The 17,439-nt window shown below is 45.2% G+C and carries 15 protein-coding genes; 8 read left to right on the forward strand and 7 right to left on the reverse strand.

Going from position 1 to position 17,439, the window contains the following annotated elements; genetic code table 11:
* Nucleotides 1-61 precede the first annotated feature (61 nt).
* The 3 genes from MHN00_RS03450 to MHN00_RS03460 all read right to left on the reverse strand — a co-directional run bounded on the left by MHN00_RS03450 (nt 62) and on the right by MHN00_RS03460 (nt 3,481).
* On the reverse strand, nt 62-1,399 hold the full coding sequence (locus tag MHN00_RS03450) for an alginate export family protein (RefSeq protein ID WP_239300259.1): 1,338 nt from the start codon (nt 1,397-1,399) through the stop codon (nt 62-64).
* Between the two features lie 146 nt (nt 1,400-1,545).
* Nucleotides 1,546-2,343, reverse strand: a complete 798-nt coding sequence (locus tag MHN00_RS03455; protein WP_014975545.1) for a transporter substrate-binding domain-containing protein — start codon at nt 2,341-2,343, stop codon at nt 1,546-1,548.
* A 19-nt stretch (nt 2,344-2,362) separates the two neighbouring features.
* The gene (locus MHN00_RS03460; RefSeq protein ID WP_014975544.1) at nt 2,363-3,481 is read right to left on the reverse strand and encodes a porin; all 1,119 of its coding nucleotides are present in this window, start codon (nt 3,479-3,481) and stop codon (nt 2,363-2,365) included.
* Nucleotides 3,482-3,738: 257 nt separating this feature from the next.
* Here MHN00_RS03460 and MHN00_RS03465 point away from each other — a divergent pair, with 257 nt between their 5' ends.
* The 4 genes from MHN00_RS03465 to MHN00_RS03480 all read left to right on the forward strand — a co-directional run bounded on the left by MHN00_RS03465 (nt 3,739) and on the right by MHN00_RS03480 (nt 5,867).
* Entirely contained in the window at nt 3,739-4,080 is a 342-nt protein-coding gene (locus MHN00_RS03465; RefSeq protein WP_239300260.1) for a Rho-binding antiterminator, read from the forward strand.
* Nucleotides 4,081-4,128: 48 nt separating this feature from the next.
* Nucleotides 4,129-4,515 carry a VOC family protein gene (locus MHN00_RS03470; protein ID WP_039225021.1) on the forward strand — a complete coding sequence of 129 codons (387 nt, stop codon included), beginning with the start codon at nt 4,129-4,131 and terminating at the stop codon, nt 4,513-4,515.
* A 92-nt stretch (nt 4,516-4,607) separates the two neighbouring features.
* Nucleotides 4,608-4,919 (forward strand): hypothetical protein, encoded by a 312-nt coding sequence (locus tag MHN00_RS03475; protein ID WP_014948122.1) that lies wholly within the window; start codon nt 4,608-4,610, stop codon nt 4,917-4,919.
* A 222-nt stretch (nt 4,920-5,141) separates the two neighbouring features.
* A complete protein-coding gene (locus MHN00_RS03480; RefSeq protein WP_014948121.1) occupies nt 5,142-5,867 on the forward strand; it encodes a YitT family protein in 726 nt (241 codons plus the stop codon).
* A 425-nt stretch (nt 5,868-6,292) separates the two neighbouring features.
* Here MHN00_RS03480 and alr read toward each other — a convergent pair whose 3' ends face one another.
* The gene (alr, locus tag MHN00_RS03485) at nt 6,293-7,369 is read right to left on the reverse strand and encodes an alanine racemase (protein WP_239300261.1); all 1,077 of its coding nucleotides are present in this window, start codon (nt 7,367-7,369) and stop codon (nt 6,293-6,295) included.
* A 190-nt stretch (nt 7,370-7,559) separates the two neighbouring features.
* Here alr and murQ point away from each other — a divergent pair, with 190 nt between their 5' ends.
* The gene (gene murQ, locus MHN00_RS03490; RefSeq protein WP_239300262.1) at nt 7,560-8,573 is read left to right on the forward strand and encodes an N-acetylmuramic acid 6-phosphate etherase; all 1,014 of its coding nucleotides are present in this window, start codon (nt 7,560-7,562) and stop codon (nt 8,571-8,573) included.
* Between the two features lie 18 nt (nt 8,574-8,591).
* Nucleotides 8,592-10,115, forward strand: coding sequence for a DUF1343 domain-containing protein (locus tag MHN00_RS03495; protein ID WP_239300263.1), 1,524 nt, complete (start codon nt 8,592-8,594; stop codon nt 10,113-10,115).
* 159 nt (nt 10,116-10,274) lie between these two features.
* On the opposite strand, the gene MHN00_RS03500 is transcribed toward MHN00_RS03495, so the two are convergent.
* Together MHN00_RS03500 and MHN00_RS03505 are read right to left on the reverse strand one after the other, a co-directional pair.
* Nucleotides 10,275-11,345, reverse strand: coding sequence for a mechanosensitive ion channel domain-containing protein (locus MHN00_RS03500; RefSeq protein ID WP_239300264.1), 1,071 nt, complete (start codon nt 11,343-11,345; stop codon nt 10,275-10,277).
* 94 nt (nt 11,346-11,439) lie between these two features.
* A complete protein-coding gene (locus MHN00_RS03505) occupies nt 11,440-13,413 on the reverse strand; it encodes a glycoside hydrolase family 3 N-terminal domain-containing protein (protein ID WP_014975537.1) in 1,974 nt (657 codons plus the stop codon).
* Between the two features lie 196 nt (nt 13,414-13,609).
* On the opposite strand from MHN00_RS03505, the gene MHN00_RS03510 reads away from it, so the two are divergent.
* Both MHN00_RS03510 and ggt read left to right on the forward strand, forming a co-directional pair.
* Complete coding sequence (locus MHN00_RS03510) at nt 13,610-14,986, forward strand: Na+/H+ antiporter NhaC family protein (protein ID WP_039225029.1); 1,377 nt, start codon at nt 13,610-13,612, stop codon at nt 14,984-14,986.
* A gap of 76 nt (nt 14,987-15,062) precedes the next feature.
* Nucleotides 15,063-16,781 carry a gamma-glutamyltransferase gene (gene ggt, locus MHN00_RS03515; protein ID WP_014948114.1) on the forward strand — a complete coding sequence of 573 codons (1,719 nt, stop codon included), beginning with the start codon at nt 15,063-15,065 and terminating at the stop codon, nt 16,779-16,781.
* A 100-nt stretch (nt 16,782-16,881) separates the two neighbouring features.
* On the opposite strand, the gene MHN00_RS03520 is transcribed toward ggt, so the two are convergent.
* Nucleotides 16,882-17,352, reverse strand: a complete 471-nt coding sequence (locus MHN00_RS03520; RefSeq protein WP_014948113.1) for an NYN domain-containing protein — start codon at nt 17,350-17,352, stop codon at nt 16,882-16,884.
* Nucleotides 17,353-17,439: the final 87 nt, after the last annotated feature.

The raw sequence follows: 17,439 nt of genomic DNA on the forward strand, positions 1-17,439 counted from the left end.
CTGCAAGGCTTGTAGTGTAAGCAGCTGTACCCAGTTTACGCGGGCTATTTAGCCGGAGATTTTAAAAGGTATACAAAGCGCCAGTGAATAAGAAGGCGCTGTTGTCGCTGTAATCTCCACGCGCAAAACCCTCTCCTTTTTTGAGGTAGGCTCCACCTAGCACTAATCGCAACTCGGGTCGCACTTGATAACGCCAGCGAGCTTCCACTTGATGGCCAATGAAACTGTCCACGTCTTGAGGTGCTTTTTGGTACCACATGGCTTTGTAACCAAGCATAATATTGTGCGCTTTTGCTGGCTTAGACACGCTTCGAAGCCCCACTGCTTTTAGGTTTCTTCGTGGCATAGCCTGATATACATCAGTAGGTCCGAAATCAAAACGTCGCACGCCGTATAAGGTATCAAAGTCAGAGATTGTGTCATCGCTTGTGTCGTTGTCGCCACTGATATAGTCAACTTCAGCTCTAAGAAAGGTGTTGTCTGTAATCTGTTTCCCAACATAACCAAACAGCATATATGCACGAACGTCTTTCTCGTCTGTATCGTTAGCAGATGCGGTTTGATAAGAAGTTCCCGTTTGCCCCACCACCTCTATATTTGTTATCAGGCCATTATCGAAAGGCTGGGTATAGTCCACACTCAATGTGTACAGATCACGGTTTCTGGTGGCAAGCGCTTCACTATCGTCTTCTTTTAACCAGTAGCTTTGCAGCTTGACGTTGTTGTCTTTTGACGCAGCGTACACACCAAAGAATTTTCGCTCGCTAAAGCTTTTGTCGAACGCGCGTTCGTTCCCGTCCAGACTTTCACTGTCAGTAGGAAAGCGAGATACCGGCAGCACGTACACGCCGTGTACCTGCCAATCTGCAACTCTTGCTTCCACCACAATTCCATCATAGCTATTGGTGGCATTGCGATAGGCTGTTTTGGCCAATAGCCTGCGACTGCCGTAGTCGAGCTCCATACGCCCTACTTTTATCGCAGACACTTCGTATAAGCCTGATTCTCGTTCAGGTTTGTAGGTGATAAAAAACTGTGTAGGCTCCAGTGTATTAACCTGATTGGCCGTTAGCGTTGGATCGTTTTCATCCAGAAACACTCGCGAGTCACGTATATCAATCGTTGCCGCGAGGTTTTGATAACTTACCGTAGAATTCACGATAAAGCGTGTTGAAAGACGCTGATTACTTTGTTCTCGAGCAGCTGATGATGTTGGAAATATAGGGTTATTCAACGACTCGTAGCGCACTCTAAACGAGCCAGAGACATCAAAGGCTATTTCATCACTCGACGCATTGGCTAACGGGCAAATAACAACGAGTATTAGCAGAAGGCATGTGCTCAACAGCGAGCGAAAACGACCACGCCCGTAAAGTCGCACAAATAAAGGGCTGCGCATTAGGAAATAACCATTACATCAGTATTATGTGCACTGAAGTATATAGATTATTTTTATTATCGCACTGCCCTTTTAGTTTAATTTATTATGCCTTTGGCGTTTAGCCAGCGGGGCTTTTATATAGCCCCTTAGGCCTGAAACGCCAGCTAGCGTCTGTCAAAATTCACTTTTTTCTGCGGATGCTGATAGTAGCCTTCTTTTAGAAGGCGTTTAAAGCGGGTCAGTTTTCCGTCCAGCGTTAACTCTTCTAACCCTTTATTAAATAGCGACAGAATAAGCTGACTGTCACTTTCGCCTTTAGGCACTAACAAATGCGTGGTTACAGTTGAGATAAACGGCTTAATGGGCATCACATCTCTGCGGTCGCCACTATCGAAATCACGCTGAAGCAAGTACCATCCGGTTAACTCATCAATGGGAAAAACGTCAATTTTACCGTCAATCAGCGCCTGTAAATTGTCTTTGTCTGTGGCACTTTCCACAACATTACTGCTGCTTTTAATGTAAGCGGCAAGTTCATCGTTGTATAAATACCCTTCTGTTACGCCCATCTTTAGGTCTTTTAAGTCGCTTAATTCAGCCCAAGTATCAGGGCCCTTTTCAGCATTAACATAAAACACCAAGCTTTCCGCACTAATAGGGTTACTGTGGAAAAACTCACTTTCCCGGGCGCGCACAAAATTGCCGTATGAGATGGCGTCGTATTCGCCTTTCAGCGTTGCTTCAAGCGCTTCTTCCCAGGGTAAAGATACAAACTCAACCACAACGCCCGTTTCTAAAAACGCATCAGCGATTATGTGATTGATATAACCGTCGTGCTGCATATCAGTTGACGTATAAGGGGCATACTCTGTGGTCGCTATTCGCAGTTTCATCCACGCATGGGCAAAACTTTGCATTGGAACTAGCGCTAGTATAAATGTCGCTATTAATAGTAATCGCATGTCAAAGTCCTGTTAGTGATTAGAAGTAAATACCAAGGTTTATGTTCAGGCGGTGGGTAGTTTCTTGTCTACCACCTAAGTCGAGTCCCACGCCCGGACCGCCTGAGAACCACATGTTTTTGCCTTGGATACTATCTACATATACAAACAATTTATCCCAGCCAAAGCTACAGCCGTTTATCCACTGCGACGAGTTTTTCCCTTCGCTTCCTTCACCTTTTGCCACGCTGTACTCTGAGTAACAAGTAAGTGATTCTATGTGAGTAAACTTATAAGGCACAGAGTACACAAGGTTTGCTGAATAGGTTTTACCGTCGGCCGCGGCTAAGAACGGGAAGGTGAAAGAGGATAGCGCTATGCGATCGTCTGCTTGCCCTTCTGGTGCAGCCAAATCGTATTCATAATCGATATACTGCAGTTCGACTTTTAGGTCGCCTTGGGTATGGCGCATATGCACGGCATAGGCATTCATATCACCATCGTCCAGGGTATCCAGGTTTAAGATGTTGCCGTATTGGTAAGACACGCCAATATCGGTAGTGCCTCCGCGAATAAAGTTTGCCGTGTAGTTAGCACGTAAATTGTATTGGCCGTCTTCTTTATTTCGATATTCACCGTCGTCCGCCACGTCGAACGAATAGCGCCCAAACTCAGCGGCATCGTTGTACTCGTCGTTCATAAAATAGGCGGCTTGAAAATCCCAGTTACCCCAATCATGGTTTATTTTCACCCCAGCATCGTAATCATCTTCGAAGCCTAGATAATAATTTACCGAGAACCAAAAGTTGTTACTGGCAAAGGGCTGCAAACCAAACGGTGTTTGGGTTATACCTGCTGTAATCTCGGTTTGCTCATCGAAATGATAAGTCAGGTCGGCGAACCTTACTGTGTCGAAGTCTGTGTTTTCGTACCATCGATATTCGGCTTTATAGCTAAATTGATCTGACTCACCCGACACGCCAAGTTTGAATGATTCAAATTCGAAACCATCTCTAAACTCGGGAATTTGCCAGTCTTGATGCCCGTAGTTAACCCTAACATGACCGCTTAAATTAAAGGGAAGTTCGTCGGCATTTGCGAAGCTTGAGGTGCACGAGGCTATTGAAACTAAAGAAAATGCGGATAGTAGCTTGTTCATTACTGTTCCTGTATTGAATTTTTGGCGGGAACCCTTTGCTAAAAAATGCCTCTAAGAAACATGAGGGGCGTTCAAGCGCTTAGGTGTATCGCGCACCAAAATAAATCCTTCAGTACTAACAATACTGAGCAAACCTTAAAAAAAGATCATTTGTTAAGGTCAGACTTCTGTGAAGTGACTCATGGAAATTAATCGCCCCCCGCGAGGCGGCGGCATTTAAACATTGGTCGTTTACTGTGGAAAGTGAAGCGCTATGTATGCGCGGTAGATGCGGAAAGTTTTGCTGTGAACGTCAGGTCTACTCTACTAATTGGTCGCCACTTGAACAGCGAATAGGGGAATATGTGAACATAGCGTGCCAGCTTTACGACTACATCGAAATTGCCTGCATGTATGGGCTTGAGGTGAGCATAGTATTAAAAGACGGGAATACGATAAACGGTAAAGCATTGACCACAGTTATCGATAAACGCAACGACGTGGCCACAGAGTGTATTCAAATGTCCATCAACAAAACCACGCAAAATATTGCGCTTAATGAAATCGCTCAACTTCATGCAATAACTGACAACCCGCATTTCAGCTCAGTCAGCTTTTAGGTAGTATGCGCAGCTAACTTAGCTTAACTTTCAAAGTGATCCTGATTTATGACGCAAAACCTCTCGGCCATTACTTTTTTTGTAGACGACTACGACAGTGCCGTTGAATACTTCACCACGGTTTTAAACTTTACCTTAACCGAAGACAAAGTAACCGGCGAAAACTCGCGTTTTGTTCTGGTAACCCCACCACACAGTGCTACGAGCTTGTTGTTGGCGCAAGCAAAAAATGACACAGAAAGGGCACTCATTGGCAGCCAAGCCGCCGATAAAGTATTTTTAATTTTGAATACTGACGACTTCTGGCGCGACTTCAATGCCATGCAAAGCAAAGGGGTGGCATTTTTAGAAACCCCTCGGGAAGAAGTGTATGGTACGGTAGCCATCTTTAGAGATAAGTTTGGCAATAAGTGGGATTTGATCCAAACCACCTAATTGCACTTTATATAAGTGCGCCTTGTCGTTGCGATATTTTTTGCGGCAAGGTTTTAAATGAATAGTGTAAGGAAGTAGAGGAGAAGTAGCACGTGCAGGCCATGAAGCGTTCCATTATTGCTGATGTTGTTGCAATAGCGGCAATAGCACTGTTGATCACTACGACGTTTTATTGGATAGAAGCAAGGCGCGAAGTCATAATTCTCTGCGATAATTTTACGCCTGGCGTATCGAAAAAAAGTGTCGAACGCCAGCTAGATACTGCAAACTTATTGTTGTGGGATACAGAGTTTGTTGCAAATGGCAGCAAAATCGAAGCATATAGCCCGCTACACTTAGGCATTATGAAATGCAGCGTAGAATTTAATAAGCAAGATACCGTTGTATTCTCTATTGTTGAGTAATCAGACTCCCTAGCAGCTTCCTCTACTTTTTGCGTTTTATGTGAACCAGGTTGGTGCAACGTTTACATCGACGCAACACCCTATTCACCGGTGCGCTAAAAGTCGTAAAGGCAAACTTACCTTCCGCCATTTATCGCACCGAGTTAACTTTTCATCTCGCTGTAACCTACTGTGTTGTAAACGTATAATTACGCTGTGTCTTCTTAACGCAAACTTTTTCTTATGCAAAAAACAAAACACAGTGTCATCGAGGATGTTTTCGCCCTGATAAGCGCCGGCTTGTTTGTTGCTTTTGGCGTATATTTATTTCAGTCTCAAGACTTAATGGTAGGTGGCGCGGCAGGCTTAGCGCTGTTAGGTACTTATGCCGTAGATATGGACTTCGGCTTGCTATTCTTTCTGATTAACTTACCGTTTTACACCCTAGCTTGGACGCAAATTAGCAAGCGTTTCACCATTAACACCTTTATATCCGTCACCACGGTTTCTGTACTAACTGAGCAAATTCCAGCGTTTGTGGATATTAGCCACGTAAATCCATTTTTTGCGGCGGTATTTGGCGGTATTTTAATTGGTGTAGGTATGCTGATGATGTTTCGTCATAGCTCAAGCCTTGGTGGCGTTGGTATTATGGCGTTCTATTTACAACAGCGTTTCAATATTAGAGCCGGTACATTCCAGCTAACCGTCGATAGCTGTATATTACTTAGTGCTCTGTTTTTCATCGCTTGGCCTTTAGTGCTGATTTCAATTTTAGCCGCATTTTGTTTGAACATGGTTATTTCGCTTAACCATAGACCAGAGCGTTACTTCCCAGTACAAGGCGAATCTGAATCAAAAAAGGCAAACGCTGAGTCAAACAACGCCGATACCAATCACTTGGAAAATCGTGCTGAAAACAGCCTAGAACAGTGCTTAGACAGCGAGCTTCGCGCACAAAACGGCTAAATTTACTCAGCCAGTCTTTGCCATTCGGTCATAAATTTTCGCTGTTACTCCCCTCAAAAAGAGACAGCAGCGATGATTAGGGCAACAAATAAAAAGCCCGGTTAGGCACAACCTAACCGGGCTTTCTTGTATCTTTTATTTGTATCCCTAGACGCCTACAACAAACCTATTGCTTCTTCTGAACAGGTCTTGACGGTCGACTTACTACTCCACGGTTCACTCTTGGACGAGAAAACGAAGTACGCATACAAACCTCACTTATGAGTTGTTGCTCAGCACAGTTGGAGGCGAAACATTCACCGCAATCCCGCAACCAAGCCGATACAGTATAGGCTCAAAATGGGGGTAAAAGTCTCATTCTTTTAATGAATAGTGCTTTATTAAAACTTATATAAAGATTGGCCAAATTGGCACTGCTTTGAAAGTTAAAGGTATTTTACAATGCGCGGCACCCGTTGAGAAACGCGGGTCATTAATTCGTAGTCGATAGTGTCAGCATTAGCCGCAACTTCCTGAATTGGCACATTCTGCCCCCAGAGTTCAACTTCATCGCCCACCGCGACGTTGTCGATATGAGTTACATCGATTGTGATCATGTCCATAGAAACGCGGCCAACTAAATAGGCGCGTTTACCTCTAATCATTACCGGCGTACCGTTTTTGCAGTGTCTTGGATAGCCATCGGCATAACCAATGCCAACGGTTGCAATTTTGCTGGGCTTACTTGCTACCCAGGTTTGACCATAACCAATTCCTTCGCCTGCCGGTATGGTTCGTACCGCTAATACACTGGAGCGAAGTGTCATGGCAGGGTAGATTTCAATGTCGAGATTTTGTGAGGTAGAAACGGCACCGCCATAAACCCCCACACCTAAACGGTTCCAAGCATTTCGACTTGCAGGCCAGTTTACCGTGGCGGGAGAATTAGCCACGCTGGTTGGCAAGTCCAATTTACTCGCTACTTGATTGAACGCATCGATTTGCGTGTTGGTAAAGTTATTATCTACATCGTCAGCGCACGCAAAGTGCGTAGCAATAACCGTTTGCTCGCTAAGTAAATGATTGTACTTAGCAGCAATCCCTTCGATATCGGAAAGGGCAAAACCCAACCGGTGCATGCCGCTATCCACTTTAAGCCAAATATGCGGGCGCTGCTGTTCGGGGCAGCTTTCTAACCACGTAAGCTGTTCTTCGCAGTGCATAACTAATATACAGTTATGCTGAAATGCCATTTGGCACTCTTTTGCCTGATGTGCCCCTTCTAACACCACAATAGGCGCAGAAATTCCCGCGTCGCGAAGCGCAATGGCTTCTTCAATTATTGCTACGGCAAAACGCGAAGAAACATGCTGAAGAATGCGCGCTACATTTACTGCTCCATGACCATAAGCATCGGCCTTTACTACCGCCATAGACTGACTTGAGGGCGCTAAAGCAGCAAGGGCTTTAAAATTATGTAAAAGGGCATCAGCATGAATGATAGCTTGCGTTTGTCGGCTCACAGAAAAACACGTTCCTTAAATGTTTAATGAGAAAGAATATCGAAAGCCAAAGTGTACCACGAGAAACGTATTAGCTGCGCAGGATTAATAATGAAAAACGTACCATCTAACGCAAGGTTTCTTATGGCATAAAATACCGTTATGCTTTGCGCTAGCTCATTATCACAATTTCGTTGCCCCAAGGTTTTTAATGTCTTCGCACAATTCTTCTACTTCAGAATCATCCGCCAACGCCAGTATTAAAAATACAGTCAGTACTGACAATGAAGCGGCAGGTAATAAACCCACCGTTAACGAATTAGCCCAGTCACTGAATAAAATTGTGTCCGAAGGCAGAAACCCAGACACCCTCGATATAGACACGCTAAACACGGAAGGCATTCTTGCCCGCATTAACAACGAAGACGCGAAAGTGGCAAACGCAGTTACCTCGCAAATTCCGCAAATTGGAAAAGCGGTGGATGCTGCAACCACTAGCATTAGAAATGGTGGCAGGCTTGTTTATATAGGCGCGGGGACCAGCGGCAGGCTGGGCATACTTGATGCGGTGGAGTGCCGCCCAACGTTTAGCGTGCCTGATGAACTGGTTGTTGGCGTGATAGCTGGCGGTGAAAAAGCCATTCAGCACGCCGTAGAAGGTGCAGAAGATGACGTCGACGCGGGGCGTGCTGATCTTGTAGCGCTGTCCTTAAACCACAACGATACCGTTATTGGTATTTCGGCAAGCGGTCGTACACCCTATGTAAGTGGTGCACTGGAATATGCCCGTTCGCTTGGCTGCTTTACTGGCGCTATTGCATGTAGCCCTAACGCCGCTATTTTTACCCATGCTGATGTAGCTATATGCCCAGTTGTTGGTCCTGAGGCACTTACTGGCAGTACGCGCATGAAGTCGGGTACGGCGCAAAAGCTAATTCTTAATATGATTAGCACCAGCACAATGATTAAGCTGGGGAAAACCTATCAAAACTTAATGGTAGATGTGAATGCCACTAACGAAAAACTAAAAGCCCGTGCGCTTCGCATAGTTATGCAGGCTACGGACTGCAGTGAAAATGCTGCTTTAGCAGCGCTTAGTGCGTGTAACAACAAAGCTAAAGTTGCTATTTTAATGGTATTAACGGGGCAATCTGCCGAGCAGGCCGCCGCTCAATTAGATGCTAGCGGTGGGTATTTACGTTCCGCCGTGAATAAAAGCGAATAACCACGGTAGCCTAATGCTATGAAAGTTTTAACTTCGGTCACATTGAACAAGGTTTTTAGACGCCTAACGTCGAGCGCATTCATTGCAATACTATCTTCAGCACTAATTAGCTTATCGCTTAACGGCTGTGCACAGCAAAGCTTATCTACACATGTATATACAAGTGATACAGGTGGCAACGCGAAGCATCCTACATTAATAGAAAAGCAGCCTACACTAGGGGATAAGCAGCCCGTATCAAGCACTAAGCAGTTTACTGTTGGCGCTGAACGCTATTCGAAATACCTGCCCTTGCTAGCAGGTAAACGGGTTAGTTTGGTGGTAAACCAAAGCGCGTTGGTTTCGAGCCACAGCGCATTGCCTTCTAGCATGGTTGAGCCTGAAGAGCGCGAATCGAGCAACAGCTTGGCTGCACAAAAAGATAAGATAAAGACAAGCCAGCGCAATCAGCACCTGCTTGATGCCCTTCTTCAACGCAGTGTTAATGTTGTAAGTATTATGTCGCCGGAGCACGGATTTAGAGGAGACAAAGGCGCCGGCGAAAAAGTAGATAGCAATATTGATGCTAAAACCGGTATACCTATTCACTCCCTTTACGGCGCAACCAAAAAGCCTACCCCCGACATGTTGGATGGCATCGATGTGATTGTTTTCGATATTCAGGATGTAGGCGTACGCTTTTATACCTATTTAAGCACCTTGCACTATGTGTTGGAGGCGGCATTTGCGCGTAATATCGACGTTATCGTGTTAGATAGGCCAAATCCTAACGGCCGTTATGTTGACGGCCCAGTACTTCAATCTGAATTTTCGTCGTTCATTGGCATGCATCCTATTCCCGTCTTACACGGTATGACCTTGGGCGAACTTGCTAGAATGATTGTGGGGGAACAGTGGTTAGATATTGACGCGAGCAGTTATGACAACGCTAAGCTTACCGTTGTCCCAGTGCAGGATTATCAACGCACTGCACATTATTCATTGCCCGTAGCCCCAAGTCCTAACCTGCCAAACGATTTATCGATACGCCTTTACCCAACGCTGTGCTTTTTTGAGGGCACCGATGTGAGTATAGGTCGCGGCACTGACTTTCCCTTCCAACTTATTGGCCACCCGTTTGTTGAATTTGGTAAAACCAAGATACCGGTAAATGCAAATAGTGCAGCGCCCCACCCTAAACATGAAAATACTCTGCTAAGTGCAAATGTCTTTTCTTATGCTGATCCTTTGATTTTGGAAGGCTCTGACTCTAAGCAAACAACTCGCAAGCGCTCACCAATTAGTGGCTTAGATATCGCTACATTGATAGATGCCTATTCTCTTTTTTCTGAATATAACAAAATGGTCAGCGCCAGTGATGCCTCTGAAGAAACCTTCTTTACTCGCCCAGATTTCTTCGACAAATTAGCGGGTACCGATGCGCTACGATATCAAATTCAAGCCGGTAAAACGCCTGCAGAAATTCGCCAGAGTTGGCAGAAAGAGTTAAGCAAATTTAGAGAAAAACGAAAAGCATACCTGCTTTACGAAGACACGGATTGATGTACAGATAAACGTTTTTAGCCTTGAGGATTTGAGGTTTCTTATCAAGGTAAATGTGGAGGAAGCGATAGCGATGCCAAACTTAACATACAACATGTAAGTAAACACTCACACCCACATAAACACAGCTTTATTGGAAGCTAAAAAAGTTAGTGAAAACTAACCTTCTTCATTTTTTGTTTTTACCAAAGCTGCGAGCTGAGCTTCAGCGGTGGCTTTTTGATGTTTAAGCTGATCTCTGTTTTCGCCGTCACTCTCAGCGATTTTTGCATCAATATCGGCGATCGTCTGCATCAGCGTTTCTTTACTTTTTTCTTTTTGCTCGGCCTCTTCAGCTTTGTCAAAAATAACATCTTCAGGAGATGCTTCTTCTTGTTTAGTGTGTCCAGGCGATTTAGCTATCATTTTCAAACCGTCGGGCTGGGGGCGTTGATTCATAAAGCTAGGAGAAACAATTTCAATATCGGCATTATGCAAAGCGTCGAGTACTGCTTTATGAAGCCTTGAGCGCGCGCTCAGCAAACTCTTCACTTCAGTTAGTAGACCTGAAATGCGATAACTTACTGAAAAGTCGCCTAACCCAACTACTTGTACAAATGGCTCTGACAGCTGGGCATTTTCAGCTGCAACAAGTAAGTGCTTTTCAATAATGCTGTGATGTATATCGTAACCTAAGCTGATATCTACACTAACAATTGCGCCAGACGCTCTGGTCACAGAAACGGGCGAATTCACCATCAGCGTATTGGCAAAGGCAATAAGCTCTCTGCTCTCAGTCTGAATTTCCACATCGAGCAAGCCCATTTCGGTAACGCGACCGCTGTAGCCTTCTACCTTGATAAAGTCACCCACTTTAAACGGACGATTTACACGAAGTACGATCCCCGCCATCAAATTCCCTACCATGGTGGTAGAAGAAAAGGCAATCACACCTGATATAAGTACGCCGATAAGTGCAATAACCTGATTTCTAGTACTCTCACTTACAGGGAGCGTCATTGCAATTACAACAGCGCCAATGATAGTAAGTACCAACACTCCAACTTGGCGAGGTAACTTCTGCTCACTAGTAAGATGGCTCTGCTTGGCTAGCAGAAGGTAGTGCAGTGCGATGAGCGCACTTATTACCAATACAATAGCGACAAGAAGCGGAACAAAAGGGAACAACGCACTTAATACCGTATCGACTAATGAAGTTTGCGTAGCACCTGATGTATTTGTTGTATTCACGATAACTCCTTTTAAAATGGCTTTTGGCTTGGCTCTTTGTTCGCACTTAAATGGGCAATATCTTTGGTCTTGGTCTCTGCTTTCGCGTGGCCACCTATTTCAACGAAACAGGTGAACGTCCCTCAGCGAGCGCGCTACCAAGTATTACATCAACCAAAGCATTAAGACTATAGCTCGTAACGTGCTGATTTTCTTTATCACTTTGCTGTGTAATGTTCACCGCATAACTAAATGTAGCAATAGCAACATCGGCTAGCTCTTTCACGTCATGCGCTTTATATGGCATGCGCAGTGGAGCAAAGACCACGGTTTTATTCTGTGCTTTCGCAGCAACCATTATTTTTTTGCTAAATGCCATCACCTCAGTCTCGCTTGCGCGTCGTTTCACATGCTCAGGTAAATCGACTCCTCCTAATTCATAGTTAGCATGTAGCGGACTAATATTACCAACCACCAGCACGTCAGCTTGTTTTAGTAGATTCATTGCTAATTGGGTTTTAGGTAACGCAGTTAACGGCAAACACGCAAACTCCAGAGTCTTATTGTTGAAGTTGGAACGTGCGCGTGTAAGCGCGGCTTCAAATGCTAAACATCTTGCTGCGTCTGGCATAAGCGCCAACCAGCGATTTGAAGTTATTGGCAACTCATCCTTCCCGAAGAGTACAGAAACTGACGATTTAGAAAGCGCTTTCTCAATTTGAATTCCTCGGTTTTTCAAACTGTTAGGATTATTCATTGAAGCATTTTCTTTCGCTTCATTGAGCCACCATGACATCGGCTTGGAAATAAAACTTTGCAAAGCAAAGCGCTGTTTTGCCTTAATAATACGATTATGAGACGCTTTCAAGAAAGCGCTTTCTGACATTCGACTTGCTGCATTATCCAAAAGTAACGCGAACTTTTTTATGTCGTCTTGGGTTCTTATGGTGAACGGCATAAGCGCAATGTCAGCACCTGCGCTGAATGCACTGACTAATGCTTCTTCATGGGAGAAAAACTGAGTAATACCTGCCATGTCTAACGCGTCAGTAACGATAAGGCCTTGATATCCTAATTGGTTGCGAAGCAAATTGCTTAGTATCTTCTTCGACAAAGTAGCAGGAACTATTTGTGACTTACCATGCTTATCAATAATTGTCGTATCGTCTAAAGACGGGTACTGAATGTGTGCACTCATTACCATTGCAGGAGGCGTTGCACTATTAATGATATTCGCAAAAGGAAGGATGTCACCCGCCATAGCTTGCGCTTTGCTATGCATTACTTGCGGCAAGCCACTGTGGCTATCTACATGGGTATCACCATGGCCTGGAAAATGTTTGATAGCACTCATTACACCAGTACTTTGCATAGCACTGACAAATGTCTGCCCGAGTGCGGCTACCTGCTCTGGATTTTCCGAAAAGCTGCGTACGTTAATAACGGGGTTCTTCGGCTCGCTATTTACATCAACCGACGGCGCAAAATTGGTGTTTATTCCCAGCGGTAAAAGCGTTTGGCCAATATGCGATGCCACACTTTGCGCAAATGCGCTGCCTCGCTGATGAAAAGTGGCGCCAATGGCCATGTTACCCGCAAACGGCGAGAGCATGTCTGAAGGCAACCTTGCTACTCTGCCCCCTTCTTGATCGACAGCAATAAATAACGGCTGACGACCTGCTTTTACCATATGCTGCTGCATGGTGTAATTGAGCGTAATTAACTGCTCGGTATTTTGAATGTTCTCTGAAAACAAAATAACACCGCCGATGTTGTGCGTACTAAGCACATTTAAAAGTGACGGTGGAATTACGGTCATGGGCGTACGGCAGCGCGAAGACGGCGTATTGTCTTCACAGAAATAGCGAAAATCCAAAATGATTTTTTGCCCGAGCATGTTTTTTACAGCGCGAATTGTTTCGGCATCAGCGCTGGGCTTAGGATTATTCGAAGCGTTAGCACTTTCAGATTGCGCGGTTGCGCTAGCAGTAAACAGTGAAGCACTTAATAAAATGAGTATGCCTGACAAGATAGCGCTAAGGCCCATCAATGAAGCACGTTTTTTACAAATAACTTGCTGGAATAACAATGTTTATCTAATCCTTGGTAACACGAAGCACAATACGGTACGCTAGCATAAATGAGAGAAGCATGTTCGCCAACTTTGAACTGCAATCACACATTCTCTTACGCAAATAGACATACCTATAGGGCAAGTAGAGCGTAGTAACTTATCAAAGCTCAACAAGTCCTAGGCACACATAAATTTAAGTTTGGAAAGAAGTATGGATTGGATGTCAGTCATCCCCCCTCTTGTGGCTATTGCCGTCGTCTTTTGGAAAAAAGAAGTCATACTCGCATTAGCGCTGGCTGTTTTGTGCGCGGAAGCGTTAATTTTGGTAAATGCTGATATCGCTAGCAGCTATATGGCGCCCATTAATGCCATAGAGCGCGTGGTTGATACCGCCGCGAGTCCGGGCAATACACGGGTGCTTATTTTCTCTGTACTAGTGGGCGCGTTGCTCGCATTTATACGTGACTCTGGCGGAGTAACGGCAACGGTCAACTTTCTAGTAAACAAAGGGGTAGCGAAGAGTCGCAAACAAGTTGGCGGCTTGACCATGTTCACTGGCATCGCTGTATTCATAGAATCAAACTTAAGTGTGCTCACTGCCGGCATATTCGCCCGAGGTCTGTTTGACCGTTTCGGCATGAGCCGCGCGCGCTTAGCCTACATCATCGACTCCACCAGCGCGCCCGTTTGCATTTTGATTTTATTGAACGGCTGGGGGGCATTTATACTCAGCCTTCTCGATGCATACGAGCTACCAGCTTCGTCAGCCTCAATTTTATGGGGCAGCGTATTTTTTAACTTTTACGCTATCTTCACCTTACTTATTGTGGCCTACACTATTTCCGCTGACAAAGTGCACGGCCCCATGGCTGAGGAAGAAAAAGCACTCACGCATGTAGAGGTTAACCAAACTACGGAACCTGCCACCAAGGCACGTTTTATGTTGGTACCGCTAATAATAATGGTATTAAGCATGGTTGGCTTCATGTTCTGGACAGGTAATGGGGTATTGTCTGAAGGCAGCGGGAGCAAATCTGTACTTTACGCTACTGCTTTAGCCACTGCCATTGCCTATGGCCTGCTCTTAATCCACAAACGTTTTACCCACAAGGAAGCGGTAGAAATTGGTTTTAAAGGGATGGGTGAACTACTTCCTCTAGTAACCATAGTGTTACTGTCGTTAACCTTAGGCAATAGTCTTAAGGTGCTTGGAACGGGCGTGTTTGTCGCGGGCATAGTGGGAGAGTATCTTCCTTTAGTGCTTATTGTTCCCATGCTATTTATTGCCGGAGCGATCATGTCGTTTACCACAGGCACGTCATGGGGCACATTCGCCATCCTAATTCCTATTGGTGTGCCGTTGATTCAAAGTTTAGGGTTACCCCCTTCACTGGTCATTGGCGCTATTTTGGGGGGCGGCATATTTGGTGATCACTGTTCACCTATTTCCGACACTACTGCCGTATCTTCGCTAGCAGCAGGTACTGACGTATTAACGCACGTTAAAACTCAGTTTCCCTACGCACTATTTGCGGGCGCACTTACGCTTATTGCCTATTTTGTAGCAAGCTTGATCATGCTTGGTTAATGCCGTTGATTAAAGCTTGCTGGAAGTCAGTTGCTAATCGCAAAGGTTTAGCAATGTCTGTAACAAGGAGTTTGTAATGAAAAAGCGGATAGCTAACGTCGGGTTTATCTCGGTAATAGTGGCATTTATTTCAGTAGTGGCAGCATGTTCCCATGCGCCAAATCCCCCTGTTGATAGTGCTAGCAACAATACAGTAGGGCTTAGCCAACAGGCCGTTGCCATGCCTGACAGCTACAGTGCCGATGCTGCAATGCAGGTACTCCAAGAAGGTGGTAACGCAATTGACGCTGCTATTACGGCACAGTTTGTCTTGGCTGTTACTCTACCTGAGGCGGGCAACGTAGGCGGTGGCGGCTTTATGACAATAAAGTTTGAAGATAACACCGACTTTTTAGATTACCGTGAAATGGCACCTGAAAATGCGCATCGCGATATGTATCTTGACGAGCAAGGTGACGTAAAACCGTACGAGTCTTTGTTTGGGGCTAAAGCGTCTGGCATTCCTGGTACCGTTGCTGGTATGTGGGCCGCGCATAAAAAATACGGCACATTGGATTGGGAGCGTCTACTCGCACCAGCCGTTGATTTGGCCGAGCAAGGTTTTGTGGTTCACGAGAAGCTGGCCAATAACATTGATCACTATATTGAGCGTACCAAAGAAGCAGCTATCAATAACAACTTTAGCGAGTATTTTGCACACGCTAAAGCAGGCACTACCTTCAAACAGCCAGAGCTAGCGAAAACGCTTAAAGCGATTCAGCAACAGGGAAAGGATGGCTTTTATAAAGGCGATGTAGCAAAGCATATTGTTGATTTTATGCAGCAAAACGGCGGCCTTATTACTTATGAAGACTTACTGGCTTACAAAGCCGTGTGGCGCAAACCTCTTCACCTAAACTGGCAAGGTTATGAGCTGGTGACCGCACCTCCTCCAAGTTCTGGTGGTGTTGCCGTTGCCCAGTGGATCGGCATGCTAGAAGCCTATGACGCAACGCACGATTTGCCAGCGCAAAACAGCACTGAATACATTCACGTTATGTCAGAAATTGGTAAGCGCGTGTTTGCCGATCGCGCTGAATACATGGGCGATCCTGATTTTGTTAGTGTTCCGGTAAAAGCGCTCACTGACGCTAACTATATTACTCAACGCGCAGCAGATATTCAGCCTACCAGTATTTCTGATACCCCAAGCGTTAAGCCTGGTTTAAAAGAAAGCGAAGATACAACACACTTCTCTATTATGGACAGATGGGGTAACGCTGTTGCTAATACAACGACCATCAACCTTACTTTTGGTAGCGGTGTTGTTGTAACTGGTGCTGGCTTTTTGTTGAATGATGAAATGGACGATTTTAGTGCTAAGCCTGGCGTGCCTAACTTCTTCGGCGCAGTGGGTGGTGAGGCGAATGCTATTGAACCTTACAAGCGCATGCTGTCGTCTATGACGCCAACGCTGGTCACTAAAGACGACCAAGTGGTTCTGGTAACAGGCTCTCCTGGCGGCACTACCATTATTTCGTCAGTAACTCAGTCGCTATTGAATGCCCTGCTTTACGATATGAGCGCTGAAGAAGCCGTGAACTCACCACGTTTTCATCACCAGCTATTGCCCAAAGACACCATTCGTATGCACGACGGGTTTACAGAGGCAACGGTAAATGAGCTTAAAGCAATGGGCTATACCATAGATAACCGTCGCTTTGGTGATGTACATTTAATTAAGCGTACTAAAGAGGGTGTAGAAGCCGCATCTGAAAAAAGCGGACGAGGTAAGAGCCTAGTACAACCATATTAGTACAGCCTTATCAGCACAGGGCTGTTAGCTGAGCCACATTAGTGGAGCTTTGGGGGCTCAGCGTTATTAGTTCAGCCTTGAACAAAGTACAAGCTGAAAACTACAACAACAGCGTGGCGTCGATAGGCACGTACTTAGACGCCACTTTTTGAATACTTTCAGCCGTTAATGCAGGAACACCGTACACCGTTACGGTTTTCCCTTTTGCTTTAAGGGCGTTTACAAGAATATCGAAATCGCCGTCGCCCGACACCAAAATGATCTCATCAACATCGTCGGCGTGTTCAAGTGCATCTACTGTTATACCTACATCCCAGTCACCTTTCGCCGAGCCGTCAGCACGTTGAATGAAAGGCTTTAACTTTACTTCAAATCCAATAGCACGAAGAATGTTTTGAAATTCACGCTGCTTGCTGTCACCCCTGTCTATGGCGTATGCGAAAGCATGGGCTATATCCAAGTTGTAGGTAAGTTCACGCCAAAACTGGTTGTAATTAAAGTTGCGTTTGTACGCCTGACGGCAGGTGTAATACACATTTTGTACGTCTACCAGCACTAATGCTTTATTCAAAACCACCCTCTTCTTCGGTTTACTCGGTTATTGTTTTCTGATGTTATAGCCTTTTGATAATAAAACCAAAAAACCTGATGATGAAAT

This window comes from Alteromonas sp. Cnat2-8, from assembly GCF_022348355.1.
In the GTDB taxonomy this organism is placed as follows: Bacteria; Pseudomonadota; Gammaproteobacteria; order Enterobacterales; family Alteromonadaceae; genus Alteromonas; species Alteromonas macleodii.